General features: G+C 68.3%; 18 protein-coding genes. 14 read left to right on the top strand and 4 right to left on the bottom strand.

Annotated elements, in window-relative coordinates; translation table 11 throughout:
- The first annotated feature begins 15 nt into the window (after positions 1 to 15).
- Entirely contained in the window at positions 16 to 828 is an 813-nt protein-coding gene (minD, locus tag PV762_RS15830) for a septum site-determining protein MinD (protein WP_088403458.1), read from the top strand.
- A gap of 17 nt (positions 829 to 845) precedes the next feature.
- Positions 846 to 1,109: a cell division topological specificity factor MinE gene (gene minE, locus PV762_RS15825; RefSeq protein WP_088403459.1), complete on the top strand. Its 264-nt coding sequence runs from the start codon at positions 846 to 848 to the stop codon at positions 1,107 to 1,109.
- A gap of 3 nt (positions 1,110 to 1,112) precedes the next feature.
- On the opposite strand, the gene PV762_RS15820 is transcribed toward minE, so the two are convergent.
- Entirely contained in the window at positions 1,113 to 2,654 is a 1,542-nt protein-coding gene (locus PV762_RS15820) for a methyl-accepting chemotaxis protein (protein ID WP_421035961.1), read from the bottom strand.
- Positions 2,655 to 2,935: 281 nt separating this feature from the next.
- On the opposite strand from PV762_RS15820, the gene PV762_RS15815 reads away from it, so the two are divergent.
- From PV762_RS15815 to PV762_RS15790, 6 genes are all read left to right on the top strand, one after another.
- Positions 2,936 to 4,606 (top strand): 3-(methylthio)propionyl-CoA ligase, encoded by a 1,671-nt coding sequence (locus PV762_RS15815; RefSeq protein ID WP_421035960.1) that lies wholly within the window; start codon positions 2,936 to 2,938, stop codon positions 4,604 to 4,606.
- Positions 4,607 to 4,744: 138 nt separating this feature from the next.
- Complete coding sequence (locus PV762_RS15810) at positions 4,745 to 6,016, top strand: branched-chain amino acid ABC transporter substrate-binding protein (protein WP_421035959.1); 1,272 nt, start codon at positions 4,745 to 4,747, stop codon at positions 6,014 to 6,016.
- A 132-nt stretch (positions 6,017 to 6,148) separates the two neighbouring features.
- Entirely contained in the window at positions 6,149 to 7,093 is a 945-nt protein-coding gene (locus tag PV762_RS15805) for a branched-chain amino acid ABC transporter permease (protein ID WP_421036016.1), read from the top strand.
- A 15-nt stretch (positions 7,094 to 7,108) separates the two neighbouring features.
- Positions 7,109 to 8,509: a branched-chain amino acid ABC transporter permease gene (locus PV762_RS15800; RefSeq protein WP_421035958.1), complete on the top strand. Its 1,401-nt coding sequence runs from the start codon at positions 7,109 to 7,111 to the stop codon at positions 8,507 to 8,509.
- On the top strand, positions 8,506 to 9,297 hold the full coding sequence (locus PV762_RS15795) for an ABC transporter ATP-binding protein (RefSeq protein WP_421035957.1): 792 nt from the start codon (positions 8,506 to 8,508) through the stop codon (positions 9,295 to 9,297). Before PV762_RS15800 ends, PV762_RS15795 begins: the two co-directional genes overlap by 4 nt.
- A 32-nt stretch (positions 9,298 to 9,329) precedes the next feature.
- Positions 9,330 to 10,076 (top strand): ABC transporter ATP-binding protein, encoded by a 747-nt coding sequence (locus PV762_RS15790; protein WP_421036015.1) that lies wholly within the window; start codon positions 9,330 to 9,332, stop codon positions 10,074 to 10,076.
- Here PV762_RS15790 and PV762_RS15785 read toward each other — a convergent pair.
- Positions 10,046 to 11,035: a hypothetical protein gene (locus PV762_RS15785; RefSeq protein WP_421035956.1), complete on the bottom strand. Its 990-nt coding sequence runs from the start codon at positions 11,033 to 11,035 to the stop codon at positions 10,046 to 10,048. The two genes, PV762_RS15790 and PV762_RS15785, sit on opposite strands and share 31 nt — an antisense overlap.
- 245 nt (positions 11,036 to 11,280) lie before the next feature.
- Here PV762_RS15785 and PV762_RS15780 point away from each other — a divergent pair, with 245 nt between their 5' ends.
- The 6 genes from PV762_RS15780 (at position 11,281) to PV762_RS15755 (ending at position 18,517) form a co-directional block, all read left to right on the top strand.
- Complete coding sequence (locus PV762_RS15780; protein ID WP_421035955.1) at positions 11,281 to 11,814, top strand: hypothetical protein; 534 nt, start codon at positions 11,281 to 11,283, stop codon at positions 11,812 to 11,814.
- A gap of 253 nt (positions 11,815 to 12,067) precedes the next feature.
- The gene (locus PV762_RS15775; RefSeq protein ID WP_421035954.1) at positions 12,068 to 14,164 is read left to right on the top strand and encodes a 3-hydroxyacyl-CoA dehydrogenase NAD-binding domain-containing protein; all 2,097 of its coding nucleotides are present in this window, start codon (positions 12,068 to 12,070) and stop codon (positions 14,162 to 14,164) included.
- Positions 14,165 to 14,192: 28 nt separating this feature from the next.
- Positions 14,193 to 15,368: an acetyl-CoA C-acyltransferase gene (locus PV762_RS15770; RefSeq protein WP_421035953.1), complete on the top strand. Its 1,176-nt coding sequence runs from the start codon at positions 14,193 to 14,195 to the stop codon at positions 15,366 to 15,368.
- Positions 15,369 to 15,395: 27 nt separating this feature from the next.
- Positions 15,396 to 17,228: an acyl-CoA dehydrogenase gene (locus PV762_RS15765; RefSeq protein WP_421035952.1), complete on the top strand. Its 1,833-nt coding sequence runs from the start codon at positions 15,396 to 15,398 to the stop codon at positions 17,226 to 17,228.
- Positions 17,229 to 17,248: 20 nt separating this feature from the next.
- Positions 17,249 to 18,040 carry an SDR family oxidoreductase gene (locus PV762_RS15760; RefSeq protein ID WP_421035951.1) on the top strand — a complete coding sequence of 264 codons (792 nt, stop codon included), beginning with the start codon at positions 17,249 to 17,251 and terminating at the stop codon, positions 18,038 to 18,040.
- A gap of 24 nt (positions 18,041 to 18,064) precedes the next feature.
- Positions 18,065 to 18,517, top strand: coding sequence for a PaaI family thioesterase (locus tag PV762_RS15755; RefSeq protein WP_421035950.1), 453 nt, complete (start codon positions 18,065 to 18,067; stop codon positions 18,515 to 18,517).
- Between the two features lie 13 nt (positions 18,518 to 18,530).
- Here the strand turns inward: PV762_RS15755 and PV762_RS15750 are convergent, their stop codons facing one another.
- Complete coding sequence (locus PV762_RS15750; RefSeq protein WP_421035949.1) at positions 18,531 to 19,694, bottom strand: hypothetical protein; 1,164 nt, start codon at positions 19,692 to 19,694, stop codon at positions 18,531 to 18,533.
- A gap of 10 nt (positions 19,695 to 19,704) precedes the next feature.
- Positions 19,705 to 20,601 (bottom strand): hypothetical protein, encoded by an 897-nt coding sequence (locus PV762_RS15745; RefSeq protein ID WP_421035948.1) that lies wholly within the window; start codon positions 20,599 to 20,601, stop codon positions 19,705 to 19,707.
- Positions 20,602 to 20,612 lie beyond the last annotated feature (11 nt).

Raw genomic sequence — 20,612 nt, 5'->3', positions numbered from 1 at the left:
AAAGGACCTTCCCCCATGACCAAGATCGTTGTGGTGACCTCCGGCAAGGGCGGCGTGGGCAAGACCACGACCAGCGCCAGCTTTGCCACCGGCCTCGCCATGCGCGGCTACAAGACGGCGGTGATCGACTTCGACGTCGGCCTGCGCAACCTCGACCTGATCATGGGGTGCGAGCGCCGCGTCGTGTACGACCTGATCAACGTCATCAATGACGAGATCAAGTTGAGCCAGGCGCTGATCAAGGACAAGCAGCTGGACAAGCTGTTCATCCTGGCGGCCTCGCAGACGCGCGACAAGGATGCGCTCAAGCAGGAAGGCGTCGAGCGCGTGCTGGACGAGCTCAAGGCGATGGAGTTCGACTTCATCGTCTGCGATTCGCCGGCCGGCATCGAGACCGGCGCGCTGATGGCCATGCACTACGCCGACGAGGCGCTGGTCGTGACCAACCCCGAGGTCTCCTCGGTGCGCGACAGCGACCGCATCCTGGGCATGCTCAACAGCAAGACCAAACGCGCGATCGAAGGCAAGGAGCCCGTCAAGGAGCACCTGCTGATCACCCGCTACAACCCCAACCGGGTCGAGGGCGGACAGATGCTGTCGCTGGAGGACATCCACGAGATCCTGCGCACGCCGCTGATCGGCGTGATCCCGGAAAGCGAAGTGGTGCTGCAGGCGTCCAACCAGGGCCTGCCGGCCATCCACATGAAGGGAACGGATGTTGCCGAGGCCTACGCCGACGTCATCGCCCGCTTCCTGGGCGAGGACAAGCCGATGCGTTTCGTCGAGGCCGTGAAGCCGGGCTTCTTCAAGCGTCTGTTCAGTCGCTGACCCCAAAGGGAAAGACCATGGGATTCATGTCCTTCTTCCTGGGCGAAAAGAAAAGCACCGCCAGCGTCGCCAAGGAGCGCCTGCAGCTGATCCTCGCCCATGAACGCAATGGTCGCGGCGCCAGCCCCGACTACCTGCCGCAACTGCAGCGCGAGCTGCTCGCGGTCATCTCGAAGTACGTCTCCATCAACCCGGACGACATCAAGGTCCACATGGAGCGCCAGGACGATCTCGAAGTCCTGGAGGTCAAGATCGAGCTGCCGGAAGGCCGCAAGCTCTGACCCTCAGAGCCTGAAGACGGCGACGGCCTGGTTCAATTGGGCGGCCTGATGCTTCAGGCTCTCGGCCGCCGCGGCCGCCTCCTCGACGAGCGCGGCGTTCTGCTGCGTGACCTGGTCCAGCTGCGTGATGGCGTCGCCAACCTGGCCGATGCCCTGACTCTGCTCGACGCTGGCATGGCTGATCTCCGCAATCAGGTCGGAGACCCGCTTCACCTGTTCGACGATCTGGCCCATGGTCTCGCCGGCCGAACCGGCGATGCGCGTGCCGGCCTCGACCTTGGCGCCGCTGTCGACGATCAGCGTCTTGATCTCCTTGGCGGCCGCCGCGCTGCGCTGCGCCAGCGCGCGCACCTCGCTGGCGACGACGGCGAAGCCGCGTCCCTGTTCGCCGGCACGTGCCGCTTCGACAGCCGCGTTCAAGGCGAGGATGTTGGTCTGGAAAGCGATGCCGTCGATCGTGCCGATGATGTCGGTGATGCGGCGCGAGCTCTCATCGATCTGACGCATCACCGCCACCACCTGCTGCACCGCCTGGCCACCCTCGGCCGCGACCGTGGACGCGCTCTGCGCCAGCTGCGTCGCCGTGCGTGCGGTTTCGGCGTTCTGCTTCACCGTCGCGGTGAGCTCCTCCATCGACGCCGCCGTCTCCTCGAGGTTCGAGGCCTGTTCCTCCGTCCGCTGCGACAGGTCGGCATTGCCGCTGGCGATCTCGCCGGTGCCTGTCGCGATCGAGTCGCTGCTCATCCGCACCTGACCGACGATGCGCGTGAGACTCTCGTTCATCCGCTGCAACGCCCCCAGCAGCTGTCCCGTCTCGTCGCGGCTCTCGACACGGATCTCCGACCGCAGATCGCCGGCGGCCACGGCCTCCGCGACCTTCACCGCCTGCGCCATCGGCGTGACGATCGCGCGGCTCAGCAGCCACGCGGTGAACAGCCCGACGGCGGCGATGACGAGCGCGCCGAATCCCGCCTGCCAGCGCAACGCCGCGCGTGCGTCGGCCGCGGCCTGGCGCGCCTCCCGTGCGTGGTCCTCCTGCATCGCGACGAACTGTCCGATCGCCTCGAGGTAGACCTTCACCGACGGCACGTACTCGTTCTGCACGATGCGGCTGGTGGCGCTCCAGTCACCGGTCGCACCGGACTCTCGTGCCTTCTTGCTGGCCGCGAGCAGCGTCTGTCCCAGACCGACGATCTCCTTGAGCTTGGCCTGGTCCTCCGGGCGCGTGGCTTCCGCCGCGATCTGCTCGCGCAGCTTGGCGACTTCCGGCGCATCGTTGGCGATGTTGGCCTTGAAGAGTTCGCCGACGGCCGGGTCCGAGCTGATCGCGCTGGCCATGCTGCGCGCCACCGCCGTCTGCGTCATGCCCTGCCACTGCACGGACTTGCGGATGATGTCCTGCGCGGCCTCGATCGCCGCGCTGGAGTCGCTGGTGATGCGATCGCCGCGCCACAGCGTGAACATGCCGACCACGAGCATCGACACGAGCAGCAGCACGATCGCGCCGTTGAGCTTGCTGGTCAGGGGAAGGTCGTTGAGCCGCATCGTCGTCTCCTGGGGGTTCTGGTTTTTCGATGTGAGGGCCTGGACGCACCGAATCTGAGCACCGCCGCCTGTCGCTGCCAAGAGAGCTTGTGCCCGCCGCGGTCCCGTGTATTCCCCTATGCCGGAAACGCCGCCGCGTCACTAGGGTGACGCGAGGCGCTCGGGGCGGTCGATAGACTGACTCGAACAGCCGAAATCAAGGCGCCCGAGCGCTGGCCCGATCGCGTTGCACGCGGTCCGGCCGCCGAGAGGTTCCGCGGAGACAATTTCCAGGAGACGACATGGCACTGATGGGCCAGATGATGTCGATGCCCTTGCTGATCTCATCGTTGATCCAGCATGCGGCGCGCCATTCCGGGGAGACCGAGATCGTCAGCAAGCGGGTCGAGGGCGACCTGCATCGCACCACCTGGGGCGAGGTCGAGTTTCGCGCCCGGCAGCTTGCCCAGGCCTTCGCGCGGCTGGGGCTGAAAGCCGGCGAACGCGTCGGCACGCTGGCCTGGAACGGCCATCGCCACCTCGAGATCTATTACGGCACCTCGGGCTCGGGCCTGGTCTGCCACACGATCAATCCGCGCCTGTTCCCCGAGCAGATCGCCTGGATCGCCGGCGACGCCGACGACCGCGCGCTGTGCTTCGACCTGACCTTCCTGCCGCTGGTCGAGAAGCTCGCACCGCAGCTCGGCCAGGTGCGCCACTTCATCCTGATGAGCGACCGCGCCCACATGCCGGCCGAGTCCTCGATCCCCAACCTGCGCTGCTACGAGGACCTCGTCGCCGCCGAGGACGGCCACTACGTCTGGCCCGAGTTCGACGAGAACACCGCCTCCAGCATCTGCTACACGAGCGGCACGACCGGAAATCCCAAGGGCGCCGTCTACAGCCATCGCAGTTCGGTGCTGCATGCCTACGGCGCGGCGCTGCCGGATGCGATGGCGTCCTCGCGCCGAGACGTGATCCTGCCGGTGGTCCCCATGTTCCACGTCAACGCGTGGGGACTGCCCTACAGCACTGCGCTGGTCGGCTGCAAGCTGGTGCTGCCCGGGCCGCATCTGGACGGCAAGTCGCTGTATGAGTTGTTCGAGACGGAGAAGGTCACCTTCAGCGCCGGCGTGCCCACGGTGTGGCTGGGACTGCTGAACTACGTCGGCGCCAACGGGCTGAAGTTCTCGACCTTCAAGCGCACGGTGATCGGCGGCTCGGCCTGCCCGCCGGCGATGCTGCGCACGCTGATGGACGACTACGGCGTGGAGGTCATCCACGCCTGGGGCATGACCGAGATGTCGCCGCTGGGCACGCTGTCGCGGCTCAGCAGCCGCCAGCTGGAACTGCCCAAGGAACAGCAGCGCCACCTCCTCGAGAAGCAGGGCAAGGCGATCTACGGCGTGGACATGGCCGTCGTCGACGACGGCGGCCAGGCGCTGCCGTGGGACGGCAAGAGCTCGGGCAACCTGGTCGTGCGCGGGCCCTGGGTGATCGACAGCTACTTCGGGCATGACGGGTCGCCGCTGATCCGCGTCACCGGCGAGGACGGCCGCGACGCCGGCCTGTGGTTCCCGACCGGGGACGTCGCCGCGATCGACGCCGACGGCTTCATGCAGATCACCGACCGCAGCAAGGACGTGATCAAGTCCGGCGGCGAATGGATCAGCTCCATCGACGTCGAGAACATCGCGATGGCGCACCCGGCCGTCCACGAGGCCGCCGTCATCGCGGTCGCGCATCCGAAATGGGACGAACGCCCGCTGCTCGTCGTGGTGCGCAAGCCGACGGATGCCGGCGCGGCGCTGACGCGCGAGGCGGTGCTCGGTTTCTACGAGGGCAAGATCGCCAAGTGGCAGGTGCCCGACGACGTCGTCTTCGTCGACGAGATCCCGCACACAGCCACCGGCAAGATGCTCAAGCTCAAGCTGCGCGAGCAGTTCAAGGGCCACAAGCTGCCGGGCTGCTGAGCCCGCCGGTCCCGCGCCGTCCGCAGGAAGTCCGCCGCCACCGTTTTTCCTCTCCGCAATTCACCGCAGTCCGCTGCGGTCCGTCGTACCCGCCGCTTCACGCCCTTGCACACACACAAAGCACATCAGGAGACAAGCATGAGCAAGCACAGCACGCGTTCGATTTCCTCGCCGGTCCGTCCCGTGGCCCGCGCCATCGCGGTCGCCGCCTTCGCCGTCACGGCAGCCACCGGCGCGCAGGCGCAGAAGGGCGAGACGGTGAAGATCGCCTGGATCGATCCGCTGTCGGGCCTGATGGCGCCGGTGGGTCAGAACCAGGTCAAGTCCTTCCAGTTCTTCGCCGAGAAGTTCAACGCCACCAACCCGGCGGGCGTGAAGTTCGAGGTCATCCCGATCGACAACAAGCTCAGTCCCGCCGAGTCGCTCAACGCGCTGAAGTCGGCCATCGACCAGGGCGTGCGCTACGTGACGCAGGGCAACGGCTCGGGCGCGGCGCTGGCGATCATCGACGCCGTCAACAAGCACAACGAGCGCAATCCCGGCAAGGAGGTCGTGTACCTCAACCACTCGGCCGTGGACCCGGACCTGACCAACAGCAAGTGCAGCTACTGGCACTTCCGCTTCGACGCCGACACGTCGATGAAGATGGAAGCGATCACGACCTTCCTGAAGGACCAGCCCGACGTCAAGAAGGTCTACCTGCTCAACCAGAACTACGCGCACGGCCACCAGGTCGCGAAGTACGCCAAGGAAGGGCTGGCCCGCAAGCGTCCCGACGTGCAGATCGTCGGCGAGGACCTGCACCCGCTGGCGCAGGTGCGCGACTTCGCGCCCTACGTCGCCAAGATCAAGGCCAGCGGCGCCGACACGGTGATCACCGGCAACTGGGGTTCGGACCTGGCGCTGCTGGTGAAGGCCGCCTCGGAGGCCGGCTACAACGGCAAGTTCTACACCTACTACGCCGGCGTCACCGGCACGCCGACGGCCATCGGCGCCGCGGGCGCGGGGCGCGTCTACCAGGCGGCCTACAACTACAACAACATGGGCGGCCAGATGGACACCTGGGCCAACGAGTTCAAGGCCAAGTTCAACGACGACTTCTACACCGGCAGCGTCATCCACATCTACTCGGCGCTGGGCGCGGCGATGGCCAAGGCCAAGAGTACCGATCCGGTGAAGGTGGCCGCGGCCCTCGAAGGCCTGAAGTTCAAGTCCTTCAACGGCGACGTCGAGATCCGCAAGGGCGACCACCAGCTGCAGCAGCCGATCTACATCTCGCGCTGGGAGAAGGTCGACGCCAAGCATCCGTACAACGTCGAGAACACGGGCTTCAACTTCGCACCGGTGAAGACCTACGACGCGTATGTGTCGAGCACGCCGACCAGCTGCCAGATGAAGCGTCCCAGCTGACTCGCATCCGAACACCGCGAGCCGGACGGCTCGCGGTGGTGTCGCGTGATGCGACGCGATTGAGAGGATGAACTCTTGGAACAGATCCTGATCAACCTGCTGAACGGCCTGTCCTCGGGACTGCTGCTGTTCATGCTCAGCTCCGGCCTGACGCTGATCTTCAGCATGATGGGCGTGCTGAACTTCGCGCATGCGAGCTTCTACATGCTGGGCGCGTACGTCGCGTATTCCATCGCCGGGTGGATCGGGTTCTGGCCCGCGCTGTTCCTCGCGCCGCTGGTGGTGGGCGGGCTCGGGGCCGTGTTCGAACGGGGCGCGCTGCGGCGCGTCCACAAGTTCGGCCACGTCCCGGAGCTGCTGATCACCTTCGGGCTGTCGTATGTCGTGCTGGAACTCGTCCAGCTGGTGTGGGGCCGCACGGCGGTCCCGTTCCCGCCGCCGCCCTCGCTGCAGGGCGCGGCCTTCACGCTGATCCATGCGCCGGGCCAGGCGCTGCAGATGGCCTGGGGCGACGCGCCGGCCGCCGTCTGCGCCGCGGCCAGCTGCTCCAAGTTCCCGCTCACGCGCGCCTTCATGATGCTGGTGGCGCTGTTCATGCTGCTGTCGCTGTGGCTGCTGCTGACGCGCACCCGCATCGGCCTGGTCATCCAGGCCGCGCTGACGCATCCGGAGATGGTCGAGTCGCTCGGCCACAACGTGCCGCGCGTGTTCATGCTGGTGTTCGGCAGCGGCTGCGCGCTCGCGGCGCTGGCCGGCGTCATCGGCGGCGTCACCTTCGTCACCGAGCCGTCGATGGCGGTGCTCGTCGGTTCCATCATCTTCGTCGTGGTCGTCATCGGCGGCATCGGCTCGCTGGCCGGAGCCTTCGTGGCCTCCATCGTCATCGGGCTGCTGCAGACCCTGCCGCTGACCATCGACGTGTCCCTGGCCCAGGTGTTCAGGCTCGGCCCCGACAGCTTCGGCTACCCGCTGCTCAAGCTCACCCTGGCGCAGGTCGCGCCCATCCTGCCCTACCTGCTGATGGTGCTCATCCTGATCTTCCGGCCCAAGGGCCTGCTCGGCACGCGGGAGGGCTGACCGATGGCCGTCGTCATGCCTTCTTCGTCCTCCCCCACGCCCGCCGCTCCTGCCGGCTCCGCGCCGGGCTCGCCGTCCGCCGGTCCGACCCACGGCGGGACACGGCGCGTCCATCCCCGCGCCCGGCGCGGCGAGACCTACCACTTCAAGCCGCACAACGTCGGCCGCTGGCTGATCTGGGGCGTCTACGCACTGGCGCTGCTCGCGGCGCCGCTGATGTGGACCAGCAGCCTGGCGCAGACGATGCTGTCGCAGATGGGCATCGCCATCATCGCGTGCCTGTCCTACAACCTGCTGCTGGGGCAGGGCGGCATGCTGAGCTTCGGCCACGCCGTGTACACGGGCCTGGGCGCCTATCTGGCGATCCACACGCTGAACGTCGTGGGCGCGGGGCAGCTCGCATTGCCAGTGGGGCTGGTGCCCGTCGTGGGCGGCCTCGCGGGCCTGTTCTTCGCGGCGCTCTTCGGCTACGTGTCGACGAAGAAGTCCGGCACGCCCTTCGCGATGATCACGCTCGGCCTGGGCGAGCTGATCTGGTCGATGTCGCTCATGCTGCCGGAGTTCTTCGGCGGCGAGGGCGGCGTGTCCTCCAACCGCGTCGTCGGCAAGGCGGTGTGGGGCATCAGCTTCGGACCGCAGATCCAGGTCTACTACCTGATCGCGATCTACGCCTTCGTCTGCACGGCGCTGCTGTTCGCGTTCACGCGCACGCCGCTGGGACGCATGCTCAACGCGGTGCGCGACAACCCCGAACGCGTCGAGTTCATCGGCTACGACACGCAGTGGGTGCGCTTCCTCGCGTTCCTGATCGCGGGCTTCTTCGCCGGCGTATCCGGCGGGCTGTCGGCGCTGAACTTCGAGATCGTCAACGCCGAGGTCGTCGGCGCGGCGCGCTCGGGCGCCTACCTGCTGTTCACCTTCCTCGGCGGCGCGACCTTCTTCTTCGGGCCCATCATCGGCGCGGTGCTGATGGTCGTGGCCACCGTGCTGCTCTCGGAGTTGACGAAGGCCTGGCTGCTCTACCTCGGCCTGATCTTCCTGTTCATGGTGATGTACGCGCCGGGCGGCATCGCCTCGCTGATCATGATGAACCTGCGGCTGGCGGCCTTCGGCAAGCTGCGTCCGCTGTGGCCGTCCTACCTCGGCCTGGCGGGCGCGGCCCTGACCATGCTGGTCGGCGGCTCGGCGATGGTGGAGATGCTCTACCACCTGCAGCTCAACGAGGCGCTCGGCCCGAAGATGAGCTACCTGGGCGTGGCGCTCGATGCGAAGAGCGTCGAGTCCTGGTTCGGCGCCGGCTTCGTGCTGGTCACCGGCCTGGGCCTGTTCGAACTCGTGCGGCGGGAATTCCGCGCGGAGTGGGACCGGGCGCAGGAAGAGATCGAGAAAGAGATCAAGCGGAGGGAGAGCCTGTGAGCGCGCACCACGCCCCGTATGCCTTGGAACTGAAGTCCGTCCGCAAGAGCTTCGGCAAGAGCGAGATCATCCGCGGCGCGGAGCTGGCGGTGAAGCCGGGCGAACGCGTCGCGATCATCGGCCCGAACGGCGCCGGCAAGTCGACGCTCTTCAACCTGATCAGCGGCCGCTTCGCGCCCACCAGCGGCGAGATCCGGCTCTTCGGCGAGCGCATCGACCAGTTGCCGCCCTACCAGATCAACCGCCGCGGCCTGTCGCGCAGCTTCCAGGTCTCCAACCTGTTCACGCGGCTGTCGGTGTTCGAGAACATCCGCTGCGCGCTGCTCTGGTCCATGGGCCACAAGTACGCGTTCTGGAAGTTCCTCGCCGGCATGGACGACGTCAACGACCGCGTCGAGGAACTGCTGGAGATGCTGCACCTCGACAAGAAGCGCGACGTCCCGGCGGTGAACCTCACCTACGCCGAAGCGCGCGTGCTGGAGATCGGCATCACCATCGCCGGCGGCGCGCAGGTGATCCTGCTGGACGAACCGACGGCGGGCATGAGCAAGAGCGAAACGAAGCGCTTCATCCAGCTGATCCGTCAGGTCACCGAGGGCCGCACGCTGCTGACGGTGGAACACGACATGGGCGTGGTCTTCGGCCTGGCCGACAAGATCGCGGTGCTGGTCTACGGCGAGGTGATCGCCTTCGACACGCCCGACGCGGTGCGCGCGAATCCGCGCGTGCAGGAGGCGTATCTGGGCTCGGTGCTGGCTGAATCGCAGACCGCGGGAGCGCATGCATGAGCGTCGCGATGAATGACAGCAACATCGGCGCGATGCGCGCCGCGTCGACAGGGGCGACACCCGTGGCGGGCACGCGCGCGCTGCGGCTCGACAACGTCCACGCCTTCTACGGCAAGAGCCACGTGCTGCACGGCGTGTCGATGGATGTGCGGCCGGGCGAGATCGTCAGCCTGCTGGGCCGCAACGGCTCGGGCCGCTCGACGACGGTGAAGACGATCATGGGCCAGGTGGACGGCACCGGATCGATCGCTTGGGGCGGCGACGAGCTGCTGGGCCGCAAGGCCTACGAGATCGCGCATCGCGGCATCGGCTACGTGCCGGAGAACCGGGACATCTTCCCGAAGCTGACGGTGCATCAGAACCTGATGCTCGGAGAGAAGGGCGGTCGCAAGGGCGCCAAGCCGCGCTGGGCCTTCGACGACATGTACGCGATGTTCCCGCGCCTGAAGGAGCGCCAGCACACCGAGGCCGGCGTGCTGTCCGGCGGCGAGCAGCAGATGCTGACCCTGTGCCGCACGTTGATGGGCGATCCCGACCTGATCATGATCGACGAGCCGACCGAGGGCCTGGCGCCCAAGATCGTCGAGCTGGTCGCGGAGTACCTCAAGGAGCTCAAGCGGCGCGGCGTATCGGTGCTGCTGGTCGAGCAGAAGCTGGCCATCGCGCTGGAGATCTCCGAGCGCTGCTACGTGATGGGCCACGGGCGCATCGTGTTCGAAGGCACGCCCGCGGACCTGCGCGCGAACGCCTACGTGCGCAAGGAGTGGCTGGAGGTCTGAGCCGATTCGGCCACGTGGATGCAAACGGTCCGGAGATCGCCTCCCGGTCGCCCGGCCAGTGCCAGGGCAAGGCGGCCACAGCGATCGGCATCGCCGCGCAGGCCGACCTGCGTGACGAAGTCCGGAATCAACGCGGGGCTCACATCGGAGTCGCTGTCGATGCGAAGGTACCAGTAGCGCGCGCGCACGACGGCCATGGAGTCATGGAATGCCGCCATCTCCAGCGGCCGGGCCGGGCCCAGGTCGGCCAGGAACTCGCGCGATCCCAGACCGAGCCCGCCGAGCAGGGCGCGAGGCGGCAACGAGAATTCGGGGGTGCCGTGGTTCAGGCCGTCTCCCTCCAGACGGAGGGTGTCATCGGAGCGGTCCTTGACGACCTGGCGCAGCGCTCGCCCGCCGCTCGCCCGGGCCTGCGCCTCCCGATCCGAGGGGGCCTCCGTCTCCCATCGGGCCAGGCGCGCCAGCGCTTGGGTCCAGGAGACCGTGGCATCGCCGCGAGCGGCATACAAGGCCTCCATGCAGGCGATGGTCAGGTCGGTCAGGGAGGCCTGCGCGGAGAAGTCGGGGGCCGGCGCGTTCGATGGATGCCGTCCCTGCTCACGCAGCGCCAGGGCTTGTCCCCGCTGACGACCGCTCAGCAGGCACAGGGGCACCTCGCCGATCAGCGCGGTCCGGTCGTCGTCGCTGGGAGGCTGCGAACGTGCCGGAGAAAACGCCAGTCGGGCGCGACTGCAGTCCCAGGCCTCGTCCGCTTGCGCGACGCGATCCAGGTAGCGCTCGACCGACGGTGAGAAGCGCAGCGTTTCTCCGCGTTCGAGCCGTTCCATCTTGTTCATCTCGTCCGCGGGCAGCGACCAGGGAGACGGCGAAGAGGCGTCGACCTGGGGCGTGGGATCGAGGCGGGTCTCTGCGTCGTAGGCGGAAGGGCCGGAGGAGGCCTTGTCGTGGAGGCGCGGCATCGTGGGGGGGTGCGTCTGAACAGGGGAGGTGTGAGTCCCGATCCGACGGGTGCGGTTCCTTCGACGAAGGCAACCGCAGGAGACCTGGGCCCGCGCGTTCCGCTCGTATCCCGACATCCCCACCCCCCACGTTCATGGTCCCCGCGCGGCGTTGCGCCGTCCCCTGATCCGGGTGGCCCGACGCTCCTCTTGGCGCGCACGTCGGACTACATTGGCCGGCAGGAAACAAGAACAGGGATCCCCCCATGAATTCGGTGCAGCCATGGATGGTGGCCCTCGGAACCGTGGCCGGACTGGCCGTCGGCGGCGTCGCCGCCAGCGGCTGGTGGTGGCCCAAGCTCAAGCGCGCGCGCCGGTTGATCGATCGGATCGAGGCCTCGCGCCTGCTGCTCAACGAGCAGACCTCGCAGGCGCGTCGCCAGATCGAACGCCAGCAGATGGAGCTGGGCGAACTGCGTCTGACCGTCGAGCGGCTGCGTCGCAAGCTGGCGGTCGCCGCGCCGCAGGACTCGAGCCACGGCATCACCGACTCGCTGATGCCGCTGGATTCGGTCTCGCCGATCAGCGCGCCCACGCCACTGCCGGCCTTCCGTCCGATGGAGACGCCGCGCGCCGCGCCGGCGCCGACGGTCGCCAGCGTCGATGCCGCGCTGGCACGTCAGGACCACCTGCGCGATCGCGCCGCCCAGGGCGGCTTCGCGCGCACGGAGATCGAGGACGACGATGAGGACGCCCACTCGCGCGGCTTCCTGCCGACGCAGCTGGACAAGCCGTTCTGAGTCCGTCCTGAGTCCGTCCTGAGTTTGTTCCGAGGCCCTCGCGCCCTGCCGACGTGCACGTCGCACGCCTGACGTCGCCCGCGCACTTCCTTCCGCACTTCCCTCCGCACTTCCCCCGTAGCGCCCTGTCACAGCAGAGACAATCCGCGCGCCTCGCCGCTGCCTAGAATCGAACGATCGTTCTTTTCGCCGGCGGCCTCCGGGAGACACGCGACCGCGGCGAGGCGACTCTTCAGCATCGGAAGGAACAAGCATGGGTGCCAGCTACGAAGTCCGCGGTCAGGTCGCGGTGATCACGCTCAACAATCCGCCGGTCAACGGCCTGGGCCACGCCACGCGCCTGGCCGTCGCCGACGGCATCGAGAAGGCGGAGAACGATTCCGCCATCAAGGCCGTCGTGATCACCGGCGCCGGCAAGGCCTTCTCCGGCGGCGCGGACATCCGCGAGTTCGGCTCGCCCAAGGCGCTGGCCGAACCCAACCTCGGCTCGCTGATCACCCGCGTCGAGTCCTGCACCAAGCCGGTCGTCGCCGCCATCCACAGTGTCGCCATGGGCGGCGGGCTGGAGCTGGCCCTGGGCTGCCATTACCGCGTCACCGCGCCCGGTGCCAAGATCGCGCTGCCGGAGGTCAAGCTGGGCCTGCTGCCGGGCGCCGGCGGCACGCAGCGCCTACCCCGCGCGCTGGGCGTCGAACCCGCGCTGAACATGATCGTCAGCGGCGAGCCGGTCGCCAGCGAACTGCTCGCGCAGGTCCCCGGCCAGGTGCTGTTCCAGAAGGTCATCGACGGCGACCTGATCGACGGCGCCGTGCAGTTCGCGATGAGCATCGCCGACAAGCGCCCGCTGCCGCGCGTGCGCGACATCAAGGCCCAGCATCCCGAGGCCCAGGCCTACTTCCAGTTCGCCCGCAACACCGTGGGCGCGATGTCCAAGAACTTCCCCGCGCCGCTGCAGTGCGTGGAGACCGTCGCCAACGCGGTGGCCATGAAGTTCGAGGACGGCATGGCGGCCGAGCGCGACGCCTTCCAGCAGCTGATGCTGACGCCCGAATCCAAGGCGCTGCGCCACGCCTTCTTCGCCGAACGCGACGCGTCCAAGATCCCCGGCGTGCCCGCGGACACCCCGCTGCGCAAGGTCGAGCAGGTCGCCATCATCGGCGCCGGCACCATGGGCGGCGGCATCGCGATGAACTTCCTGAACGCCGGCATCCCGGTGACCCTCCTCGAGATGAAGCAGGAGGCGCTGGACCGCGGCGTCGCCACCATCCGCAAGAACTACGAGGCGCAGATCAAGAAGGGCAAGCTCAAGGAAGACAAGTACGCCCAGCGCATGGCGCTGCTGGACACGACGCTCAAGTATGCCGACATCGGCCAGGCCGACCTGGTCATCGAGGCCGTGTTCGAGGACCTCGACGTCAAGGAGAAGGTCTTCAAGCAGCTCGACGAGGTGATGAAGCCCGGCGCGGTCCTGGCCACCAACACCTCGACGCTGGACGTCGACAAGATCGCGTCCTTCACGAAGCGCCCGCAGGACGTCATCGGCACCCACTTCTTCAGCCCCGCCAACGTGATGAAGCTGCTGGAGGTGGTGCGCGGCGCGGCCACCGCCAAGGACGTGCTGGCCACCGTGATGGCGCTGGGCAAGAAGATCCGCAAGACCTGCGTGGTCTCGGGCGTGTGCGACGGTTTCATCGGCAACCGCATGATCGAGCAGTACAGCCGCCAGGCCGGCTTCCTGCTGGAGGAGGGCTGCACCCCGCAGCAGGTGGACAAGGCCGCCGAGCGCTTCGGCTTCGCGATGGGCCCCTTCCGCATGGGCGACCTGGCCGGCAACGACGTGGGCTGGTACATCCGCAAGCGCCGCTACCTGGAGAAGCCGGACCTGCGCTACTCCAAGACCGCCGACCTGCTGTGCGAGATGGGCCGCTTCGGCCAGAAGACCGGCGCCGGCTGGTACGACTACCTGCCCGGCAAGCGCGACGCCATCCCGTCCAAGACGGTGCTGGGCATGATCGACATGCACCGCTCGGCGCTGGGCATCACGCCGCGCAAGATCAGCGACGAGGAGATCGTGCAACGCCTGGTCTTCGCCCTGGTCAACGAGGGCGCCAGGATCCTGGAGGAAGGCATCGCGCAACGCGCCTCCGACATCGACATGGTCTACCTGACCGGCTACGGTTTCCCGCTGCACCGCGGCGGCCCGATGTGCTACGCCGACACGCTCGGCCTCTACAACGTGGTGCAGGCGATGAAGCGCTTCGCCAAGAACCCGCTGGACGACGGCAAGTTCTGGGAGCCCGCGCCGCTGCTGCAGCGTCTGGCCGACCAGGGCAAGGGCTTCAACGACTGACCCCCGCGGACCGCATCAGGAGAAAAGAATGAGCAAGGCATTGATCGTTTCCACGGCCCGCACCCCGCTCGCCAAGAGCTGGAAGGGGTCGTTCAACATGACCCACGGCGCCACGCTGGGCGGCCACGTGGTGCGCGCGTCGCTGGAACGCGCCGGCATCGAGGGCGGCGAAGTCGAGGACGTCCTCATGGGCTGCGCCACGCCCGAGGGCGCCACCGGCAGCAACATCGCGCGCCAGATCGCGCTGCGCGCCGGCCTGCCGGTGAGCGTCGCGGGGCAGACCATCAACCGGTTCTGCTCCAGCGGGCTGCAGACCATCGCGACGGCGGCGCAGCGCATCATCGCGGGCGAGGCGGACGTGTTCGTCGCAGGCGGCGTGGAGAGCATCTCCTGCGTCCAGAACGAGGCCAACCGCCACATGCTGCACGAGAGCTGGCTGTCGGCGCACAAGCCCGAGATCTACTGGTCCATGCTGCAGACGGCCGAGAACGTCGCCCAGCGCTACAAGATCCCCAAGGAGCGCATGGACCGCTACGGCGCGGCCAGCCAGCAGCGCGCCTGCGCGGCGCAGGCCGAAGGCCTGTTCAGCGCCGAGATCGTCCCCATCACCGTGATGGCCGGTGTCGCCGACAAGGTGCGCGGCATGATGACCCGCGAGGTCACCGTGAGCGTCGACGAAGGCCTGCGCGTGGGCACCACCTACGAGAGCATCAAGGACATCCGCACGGCGACGCCCGGCGGCGTGGTGACGGCCGGCAACGCCAGCCAGTTCAGCGACGGCGCCGGCGCCTGCGCGATCGTCAGCGAGTTCTATGCCGAGAAGAAGGGCCTCAAGCCGCTGGGCCGTTTCCTCGGCTTCGCCGTGGCCGGCTGCGAGCCCGACGAGATGGGGATCGGTCCCGTGTTCGCCGTGCCCAAGGTGCTCAAGCGCCTGGGACTGAAGGTCTCGGACATCGACCTGTGGGAACTCAACGAGGCCTTCGCGGTGCAGGTGCTGTACTGCGCGGACAAGCTCGGCATCCCGATGGAAAAGTTGAACGTCAACGGCGGCGCGATCGCGCTGGGCCACCCGTACGGCGTGTCGGGCCAGCGCCTGACCGGCCATGCGCTGATCGAAGGCAAGCGCCGCGGCGCCAAGCGCGTGTGCGTGACCATGTGCATCGGCGGCGGCATGGGCGCCGCGGGTGTGTTCGAAGTCCTCTGATCGTTCACCGTCACCGCTGAGGTCCGCATGCGCCAGACGCTGGAATTCTTCCTCTACGACTGGCTGAAGGTGCAGGACCTCGGTCGGCGCGAGCGCTTCTCGGAGCACTCGCGGGAGACCTTCGACGCGGTGCTCGACACCTGCGAGAAGATCGCCCGCGAGAAGTTCGCGCCGTTCAATCGCCTGGCCGACACCGAGGAGCCGCGCTTCGACGGCGAACGCGTGCATCTGCCAAAGGCGACGCACGAGGCGCTCGCCGCCTACGTCGGCTCCGGCATGCTGGCCGCCGCGCAGGACTACGAACACGGCGGCATGCAATTGCCCTGCGTGGTCGAGATGGCCGCCAACTGCTTCTTCAGCAAGGCCAGCGTGGCCCTGGGCGGCTACGCGATGCTGACCAACGGCAACGCCAATCTCCTGATGGCGTACGGCACGGACTTGCAGCGCGAGGTCTTCGCGATGAACGAGCTGTCCGGGCGCTGGTTCGGCACGATGTGCCTGTCGGAGCCACAGGCGGGGTCGTCGCTGTCCGACGTGGCCACGCGGGCCGACCCTGATGCGGGCGGCGACGGCGCCGACTTCGAGGCCGACCCGCTCGGCCCGCGTTACCGGCTCACCGGGAACAAGATGTGGATCTCGGGCGGCGAGCACGAGATCACCGAGAACATCGTCCACCTCGTGCTGGCGAAGATCCCCGGTCCGGACGGGAAGCCGCTGCCGGGCACGAAGGGCATCTCGCTGTTCATCGTGCCCAAGCACCTGGTCGATACGGCAGGGCAGCTCACCGGCGAGCGCAACGACGTGGCGCTCGCTGGCCTGAACCACAAGCTCGGTTATCGCGGCACGACCAACTGCCTGCTCAACTTCGGCGAAGGGCGTCAGACGCCGCGCGGGAAGAAGGGCGCCATCGGCTACCTCGTCGGCAGGCCGGGCGACGGCCTGCGGCAGATGTTCCACATGATGAACGAGGCCCGCATCGGTGTCGGCCTCGGCGCGGTGATGCTCGGCTACGCGGGCTATGAGGCGAGCCTCGAGTACGCGCGCCAGCGTCCGCAAGGCCGCCCGGTCACGACCGCCGGTGTCAAGGACGCGGCGCGTCCGCAGGCGCTGATCATCGAGCACGCTGACGTCAAGCGCATGCTGTTGGCGCAGAAGAGCTATGTCGAAGGCGGACTCGCGCTGGCGCTGTTCTGCGCTCGTCTGGTCGACGAGCAGCACACCGGGTCCGAAGACGAAGTGGCTGCGGCGAAGCGGCTGCTGGAGGTGCTCATCCCCATCGCCAAGAGCTGGCCCAGCGAGTGGTGCCTGGAGGCGAACTCGCTCGCCATCCAGGTGCTGGGCGGCTACGGCTACACGCGCGATTTTCCGGTGGAGCAGTACTGGCGCGACAACCGCCTGAACATGATCCACGAGGGCACGCACGGCATCCAGGCACTGGACCTGCTGGGTCGCAAGGTCGTGATGGACGGCGGCCAGGCGCTGATGGCGCTGGCCGCGCGCATCAGCGACACGGCGCAGCGCGCCGGTCAGGTGCCGGGTCTTGCCGAAGCGGCGAACGAGCTCGGCGCGGCGCTGGCCGCGGTCGGCGGCGCCACCAAGAAGGCCTGGTCCACCGGCGAGCCGGAAGCGGCGCTCGCCAACGCGACGCCCTATCTGCAGGCCTTCGGGCACACGGTGCTGGCGTGGGTGTGGCTGGACGTGGCGCTCGCGCTCGACGGCCGGGACGACGACTTCGCCCACGGCAAGCGCGCCGCGCAGCGCTATTTCTTCGCCTATGAGCTGCCCAAGATCCACGCCTGGCTGGGCGTGGTCGCGCGGCGCGAGGCGCTCACGCGCGAGATGCGCGACGAGTGGTTCTGAACGACATCAAGGAGACGACGATGAGCAGCAAGGTGCAAGACCTCTTCGACCTGACGGGCCAGGTGGCGCTGGTGACCGGCGGATCGCGCGGCCTCGGGCTGCAGATCGCGGAGGCGCTCGGCGAGGCCGGCGCGACGCTGATGCTGAGCTCGCGCAAGGCGGCCGACCTGGACGAGGCCGTCGCCCATCTGAAGGCGCGCGGCATCCAGGCGCAATACGTCGCCGCCGACGCTTCCGACGAGGCGCAGGCCCGCGGCATCGTCGAGCAGACGCTGGCGAAGCTCGGCCAGATCGACATCCTGGTCAACAACGCCGGCGCGACCTGGGGCGCCCCCGCCGAGGACCATCCGGTCGAGGCCTGGGACAAGGTGATGGACCTCAACATCCGCAGCCTGTTCGTGATGAGCCAGGAAGTCGCGCGACGCAGCATGATCCCGCGCAAGTCCGGCCGCATCATCAACGTCGCCTCGATCGCCGGCCTGGGCGGCAACAGCGGCATGATGAAGACCATCGCCTACAACACCAGCAAGGGCGCGGCGGTGAACTTCACCCGCGCGCTGGCCGGCGAGTGGGGCGTGCACGGCATCACCGTCAACGCGCTGGCCCCGGGCTTCTTCCCCAGCAAGATGACCAAGGGCCTGATGGCGGCGATCGGCGAGGAGAAGCTGGCCGAGCACGCCCCGCTCAAGCGCATCGGCGATGATGAGGACCTCAAGGGCGCCGCCCTGCTGTTCGCGAGCCGCGCCGGGAAACACATCACCGGACAGATCCTCGCCGTCGACGGGGGCGTGTCCGCCGTCCATGGCAGCTGATCGCCCCCTAGCTTTCCCATTCCGATGTCCGAGCCGCTGAAGTTCCCCGTCCACATCCCTTTCGTCCAGCAACTGGGCTTCGAGCTGACCCGCATCGACGAGGGCGAGGCCGAGCTGCGGGTCGGCATCCGCGAGCTGCACCTGAACTCGTGGGAAGTGGCGCACGGCGGCGTGCTGATGACGCTGCTGGACGTGGCGATGGCCCATGCGGCGCGCAGCGTGCACCGCGACCTGCCGGACTTCGGGCCCGGCGTCGTCACGGTGGAGATGAAGACCAGCTTCATGCGCCCCGGCGAGGGCGCGCTGCGCGCCGTCGGCCGGCTGTTGCACCGCTCGACGACGATGGCCTTCTGCGACGGCTCGGTCTACGGCGAAGACGGCAAGCTTTGCGCCCACGCCACCGGGACCTTCAAGTACCTGAAGGCGCTGCCGGGGAAGGGCCGCAGCCTCAAGGCGCTGCAGCGCGCCGGGGACTGAGGACGGCCGCCGCTCAGCGGCCCGCGCCCGGCGAACGGCCCCTGCGCGGCGGCGGCAGATCGGGGGCGGTGCCCAGCGTCGCCGCGGCCAGTTGCTGCGCCGTCCTCATCGCCTGCGTCAGACAGACGATGTCGTCGATGCCGAGGGGCAGGACCTTGCCCGGTCGGCGGTGGGCCAGCAGACGTTGCGAGACCAGCAGGGGACGTTGCAGCTCGGGCACCGTCCACTCGGTCGGCGACAGACCGGCCAAGGACGCGGAGACCGTGTTCGCGTCATCCGGCGACAAGGGCCAGAACGCCGGCTCGGCCTCTTTCTCCCGCGGCTGGGAGGCCCACACCGCCGCCGGCTTCAGCACGGCGATGGCGCGAGCCAGCGCCTTCACCCTCGCGAGCGGGAGGGTTCGCAGTCCCTCTTCGAGGGCCGCACGTTGACGCGATGCGTCGTGGGTCTGATGCGTGCGTGTCGGGCGCGATCTCAGGACGTCGTAGTCGCTGACGTCGGTCGACTCGGCGCCAACCGCGACCGGACGTCCTTGCTTGGGCGGCGGACTCCGCGGCCTCTCCGTCGCCAGCGGCGCTGCCTCCGTCGTCTCCGGCAGGGCGATCCGGCGGTCGCGCCGGGGAAGCTTCTTGTAGACGCCGTCATCCACGCGACGCGGCGGCACGTCGTAGATCGCTTCGTCGGCGGAGGGCGCGGTGGACACAGAGGAGACGGCGGATACGGCGGCAGGCGGTGACGCAACGTCGTTCTCCGCGCGAGGCCGCGCGGTGCGAGCCCCCCCGCCCGCGTCCGAGGTCTTGGGTGGTCGCAGCAGCGGCATGAAAATGTCCGGAGACACCTTCGTCAGCCGGGGAAGGTGGCGTCTCAGCCGGTCCGCGAGCCTCAGGGGACAATCGTCGGGCAGCAGCAGGGAGCGGGTGTAGTCGGCCAGTCGCGCCAGCAGGGTGGGCGGCAGCCTGTCCAGCACGTCGGTCTCCCCGGCGGAGAAGTCCAGCGTGCCGGTGCGGCGTACGAGTTCCTTCTCCATCACGCGCGCGACGAGTTCCACGGCCTTGTCCGGCAGCTTGACCTGGCGGGCCCAGTCGCGGACCTGGGCGTCCTTCGGCGCCTGCGACGGCAGTGGGCCGCCCGTCAGGAAGGCGGGCAGATGCGATCGGCGGAAGAGGTTGATGGGCATGGCGCTGCGCTCAATCGTCTTCCGATGGGAGCCTCGGGATTGCCAGGCGCGCATCGAGGTAGGCGCGACGCGACGGGTCCGCGGCGTCCACCCGTGTCTCGATGATCGACAACGCCATGTCCAGCGCATGACCCTGATCCGTCGAGAGTGCCAGCGGTTTCCCGGCCGTTCGCGCGGCCAGCAGGCCCTGCGAGGTCGTGAAGGCGCGCTGCTCCAGGGCGGTCAGCCCGCGAGGCTGCAGCAGCAGCGCCCTCGCGATCGCGTCCGCCTCGTTGGAGGCCAGCGAGGCCCTGTCGTCGTTGCCTTTGCTGAACGCGTGTTCCAACAACCAGGCGCGCATCGGTCGCGCGGCGACCAGGGCCTCCCGGATTTCCTCGCGGTCGGGCATGTCGCTGGGCGGCGGCAATGCCGCCCCATCGATCGCGGCGCCCGGCGGGCGCGGCGTCTCGACCTTCAACGACCTTTTCGCGGGAGTCCGCCCTTTCGCGCCACGGATGAAGGCCCATTTCGCCTCATCGGGCGTCTGGGGGCCGCTCGCCCGGGCGTCGGGCGGCGGCGTCACCGCCGTGTGAGGCAGTTCCATGGCCCAACGTCGCCGGAGATCGTCCGGGCAGTCGACGGGAAGATGCAGCTGCTTCACATGCGCGCCCAGACGCTGGATCAGACCGGCAGGCATCTTGTCCAACGCCTTCGGATCGGCGGTCGACAGATCCAGCTGCGCCTCTTTGCGCGCCAATGATTTCTCCATCAGCCGCGCCAACAGTTCGAAGCCATGCTTGTCGCGCGCACCCGGCGCTTGCGCTGTGAGCCACTTCCGGATGCCTGCATCTTCGGGCGCCTTCGGCGGCGGCGGCGTCGAGAACAGGAACGAGGGGAGGTTCGAGCGACGGAAGAGGGAGAAAGGCATGGCGGTGGCCG

Origin of the sequence: Mitsuaria sp. CC2 (assembly GCF_048957715.1) — a bacterium.
In the GTDB taxonomy this organism is placed as follows: Bacteria; Pseudomonadota; Gammaproteobacteria; order Burkholderiales; family Burkholderiaceae_C; genus Roseateles.
This window is presented reverse-complemented; position numbering and strand designations above follow the sequence as displayed.

What these genes read in the sequence shown, in the direction of transcription:
- minD (WP_088403458.1), top strand. Translation starts at nt 16, where the DNA reads ATGACCAAGATCGTTGTGGTGACCTCCGGCAAGGGCGGCGTGGGCAAG.
- minE (WP_088403459.1), top strand. Translation starts at nt 846, where the DNA reads ATGGGATTCATGTCCTTCTTCCTGGGCGAAAAGAAAAGCACCGCCAGC.
- PV762_RS15820 (WP_421035961.1), bottom strand. Translation starts at nt 2,654, where the DNA reads ATGCGGCTCAACGACCTTCCCCTGACCAGCAAGCTCAACGGCGCGATC.
- PV762_RS15815 (WP_421035960.1), top strand. Translation starts at nt 2,936, where the DNA reads ATGGCACTGATGGGCCAGATGATGTCGATGCCCTTGCTGATCTCATCG.
- PV762_RS15810 (WP_421035959.1), top strand. Translation starts at nt 4,745, where the DNA reads ATGAGCAAGCACAGCACGCGTTCGATTTCCTCGCCGGTCCGTCCCGTG.
- PV762_RS15805 (WP_421036016.1), top strand. Translation starts at nt 6,149, where the DNA reads ATGCTCAGCTCCGGCCTGACGCTGATCTTCAGCATGATGGGCGTGCTG.
- PV762_RS15800 (WP_421035958.1), top strand. Translation starts at nt 7,109, where the DNA reads ATGCCTTCTTCGTCCTCCCCCACGCCCGCCGCTCCTGCCGGCTCCGCG.
- PV762_RS15790 (WP_421036015.1), top strand. Translation starts at nt 9,330, where the DNA reads ATGCGCGCCGCGTCGACAGGGGCGACACCCGTGGCGGGCACGCGCGCG.
- PV762_RS15785 (WP_421035956.1), bottom strand. Translation starts at nt 11,035, where the DNA reads ATGCCGCGCCTCCACGACAAGGCCTCCTCCGGCCCTTCCGCCTACGAC.
- PV762_RS15780 (WP_421035955.1), top strand. Translation starts at nt 11,281, where the DNA reads ATGAATTCGGTGCAGCCATGGATGGTGGCCCTCGGAACCGTGGCCGGA.
- PV762_RS15775 (WP_421035954.1), top strand. Translation starts at nt 12,068, where the DNA reads ATGGGTGCCAGCTACGAAGTCCGCGGTCAGGTCGCGGTGATCACGCTC.
- PV762_RS15770 (WP_421035953.1), top strand. Translation starts at nt 14,193, where the DNA reads ATGAGCAAGGCATTGATCGTTTCCACGGCCCGCACCCCGCTCGCCAAG.
- PV762_RS15765 (WP_421035952.1), top strand. Translation starts at nt 15,396, where the DNA reads ATGCGCCAGACGCTGGAATTCTTCCTCTACGACTGGCTGAAGGTGCAG.
- PV762_RS15760 (WP_421035951.1), top strand. Translation starts at nt 17,249, where the DNA reads ATGAGCAGCAAGGTGCAAGACCTCTTCGACCTGACGGGCCAGGTGGCG.
- PV762_RS15755 (WP_421035950.1), top strand. Translation starts at nt 18,065, where the DNA reads ATGTCCGAGCCGCTGAAGTTCCCCGTCCACATCCCTTTCGTCCAGCAA.
- PV762_RS15750 (WP_421035949.1), bottom strand. Translation starts at nt 19,694, where the DNA reads ATGCCCATCAACCTCTTCCGCCGATCGCATCTGCCCGCCTTCCTGACG.
- PV762_RS15745 (WP_421035948.1), bottom strand. Translation starts at nt 20,601, where the DNA reads ATGCCTTTCTCCCTCTTCCGTCGCTCGAACCTCCCCTCGTTCCTGTTC.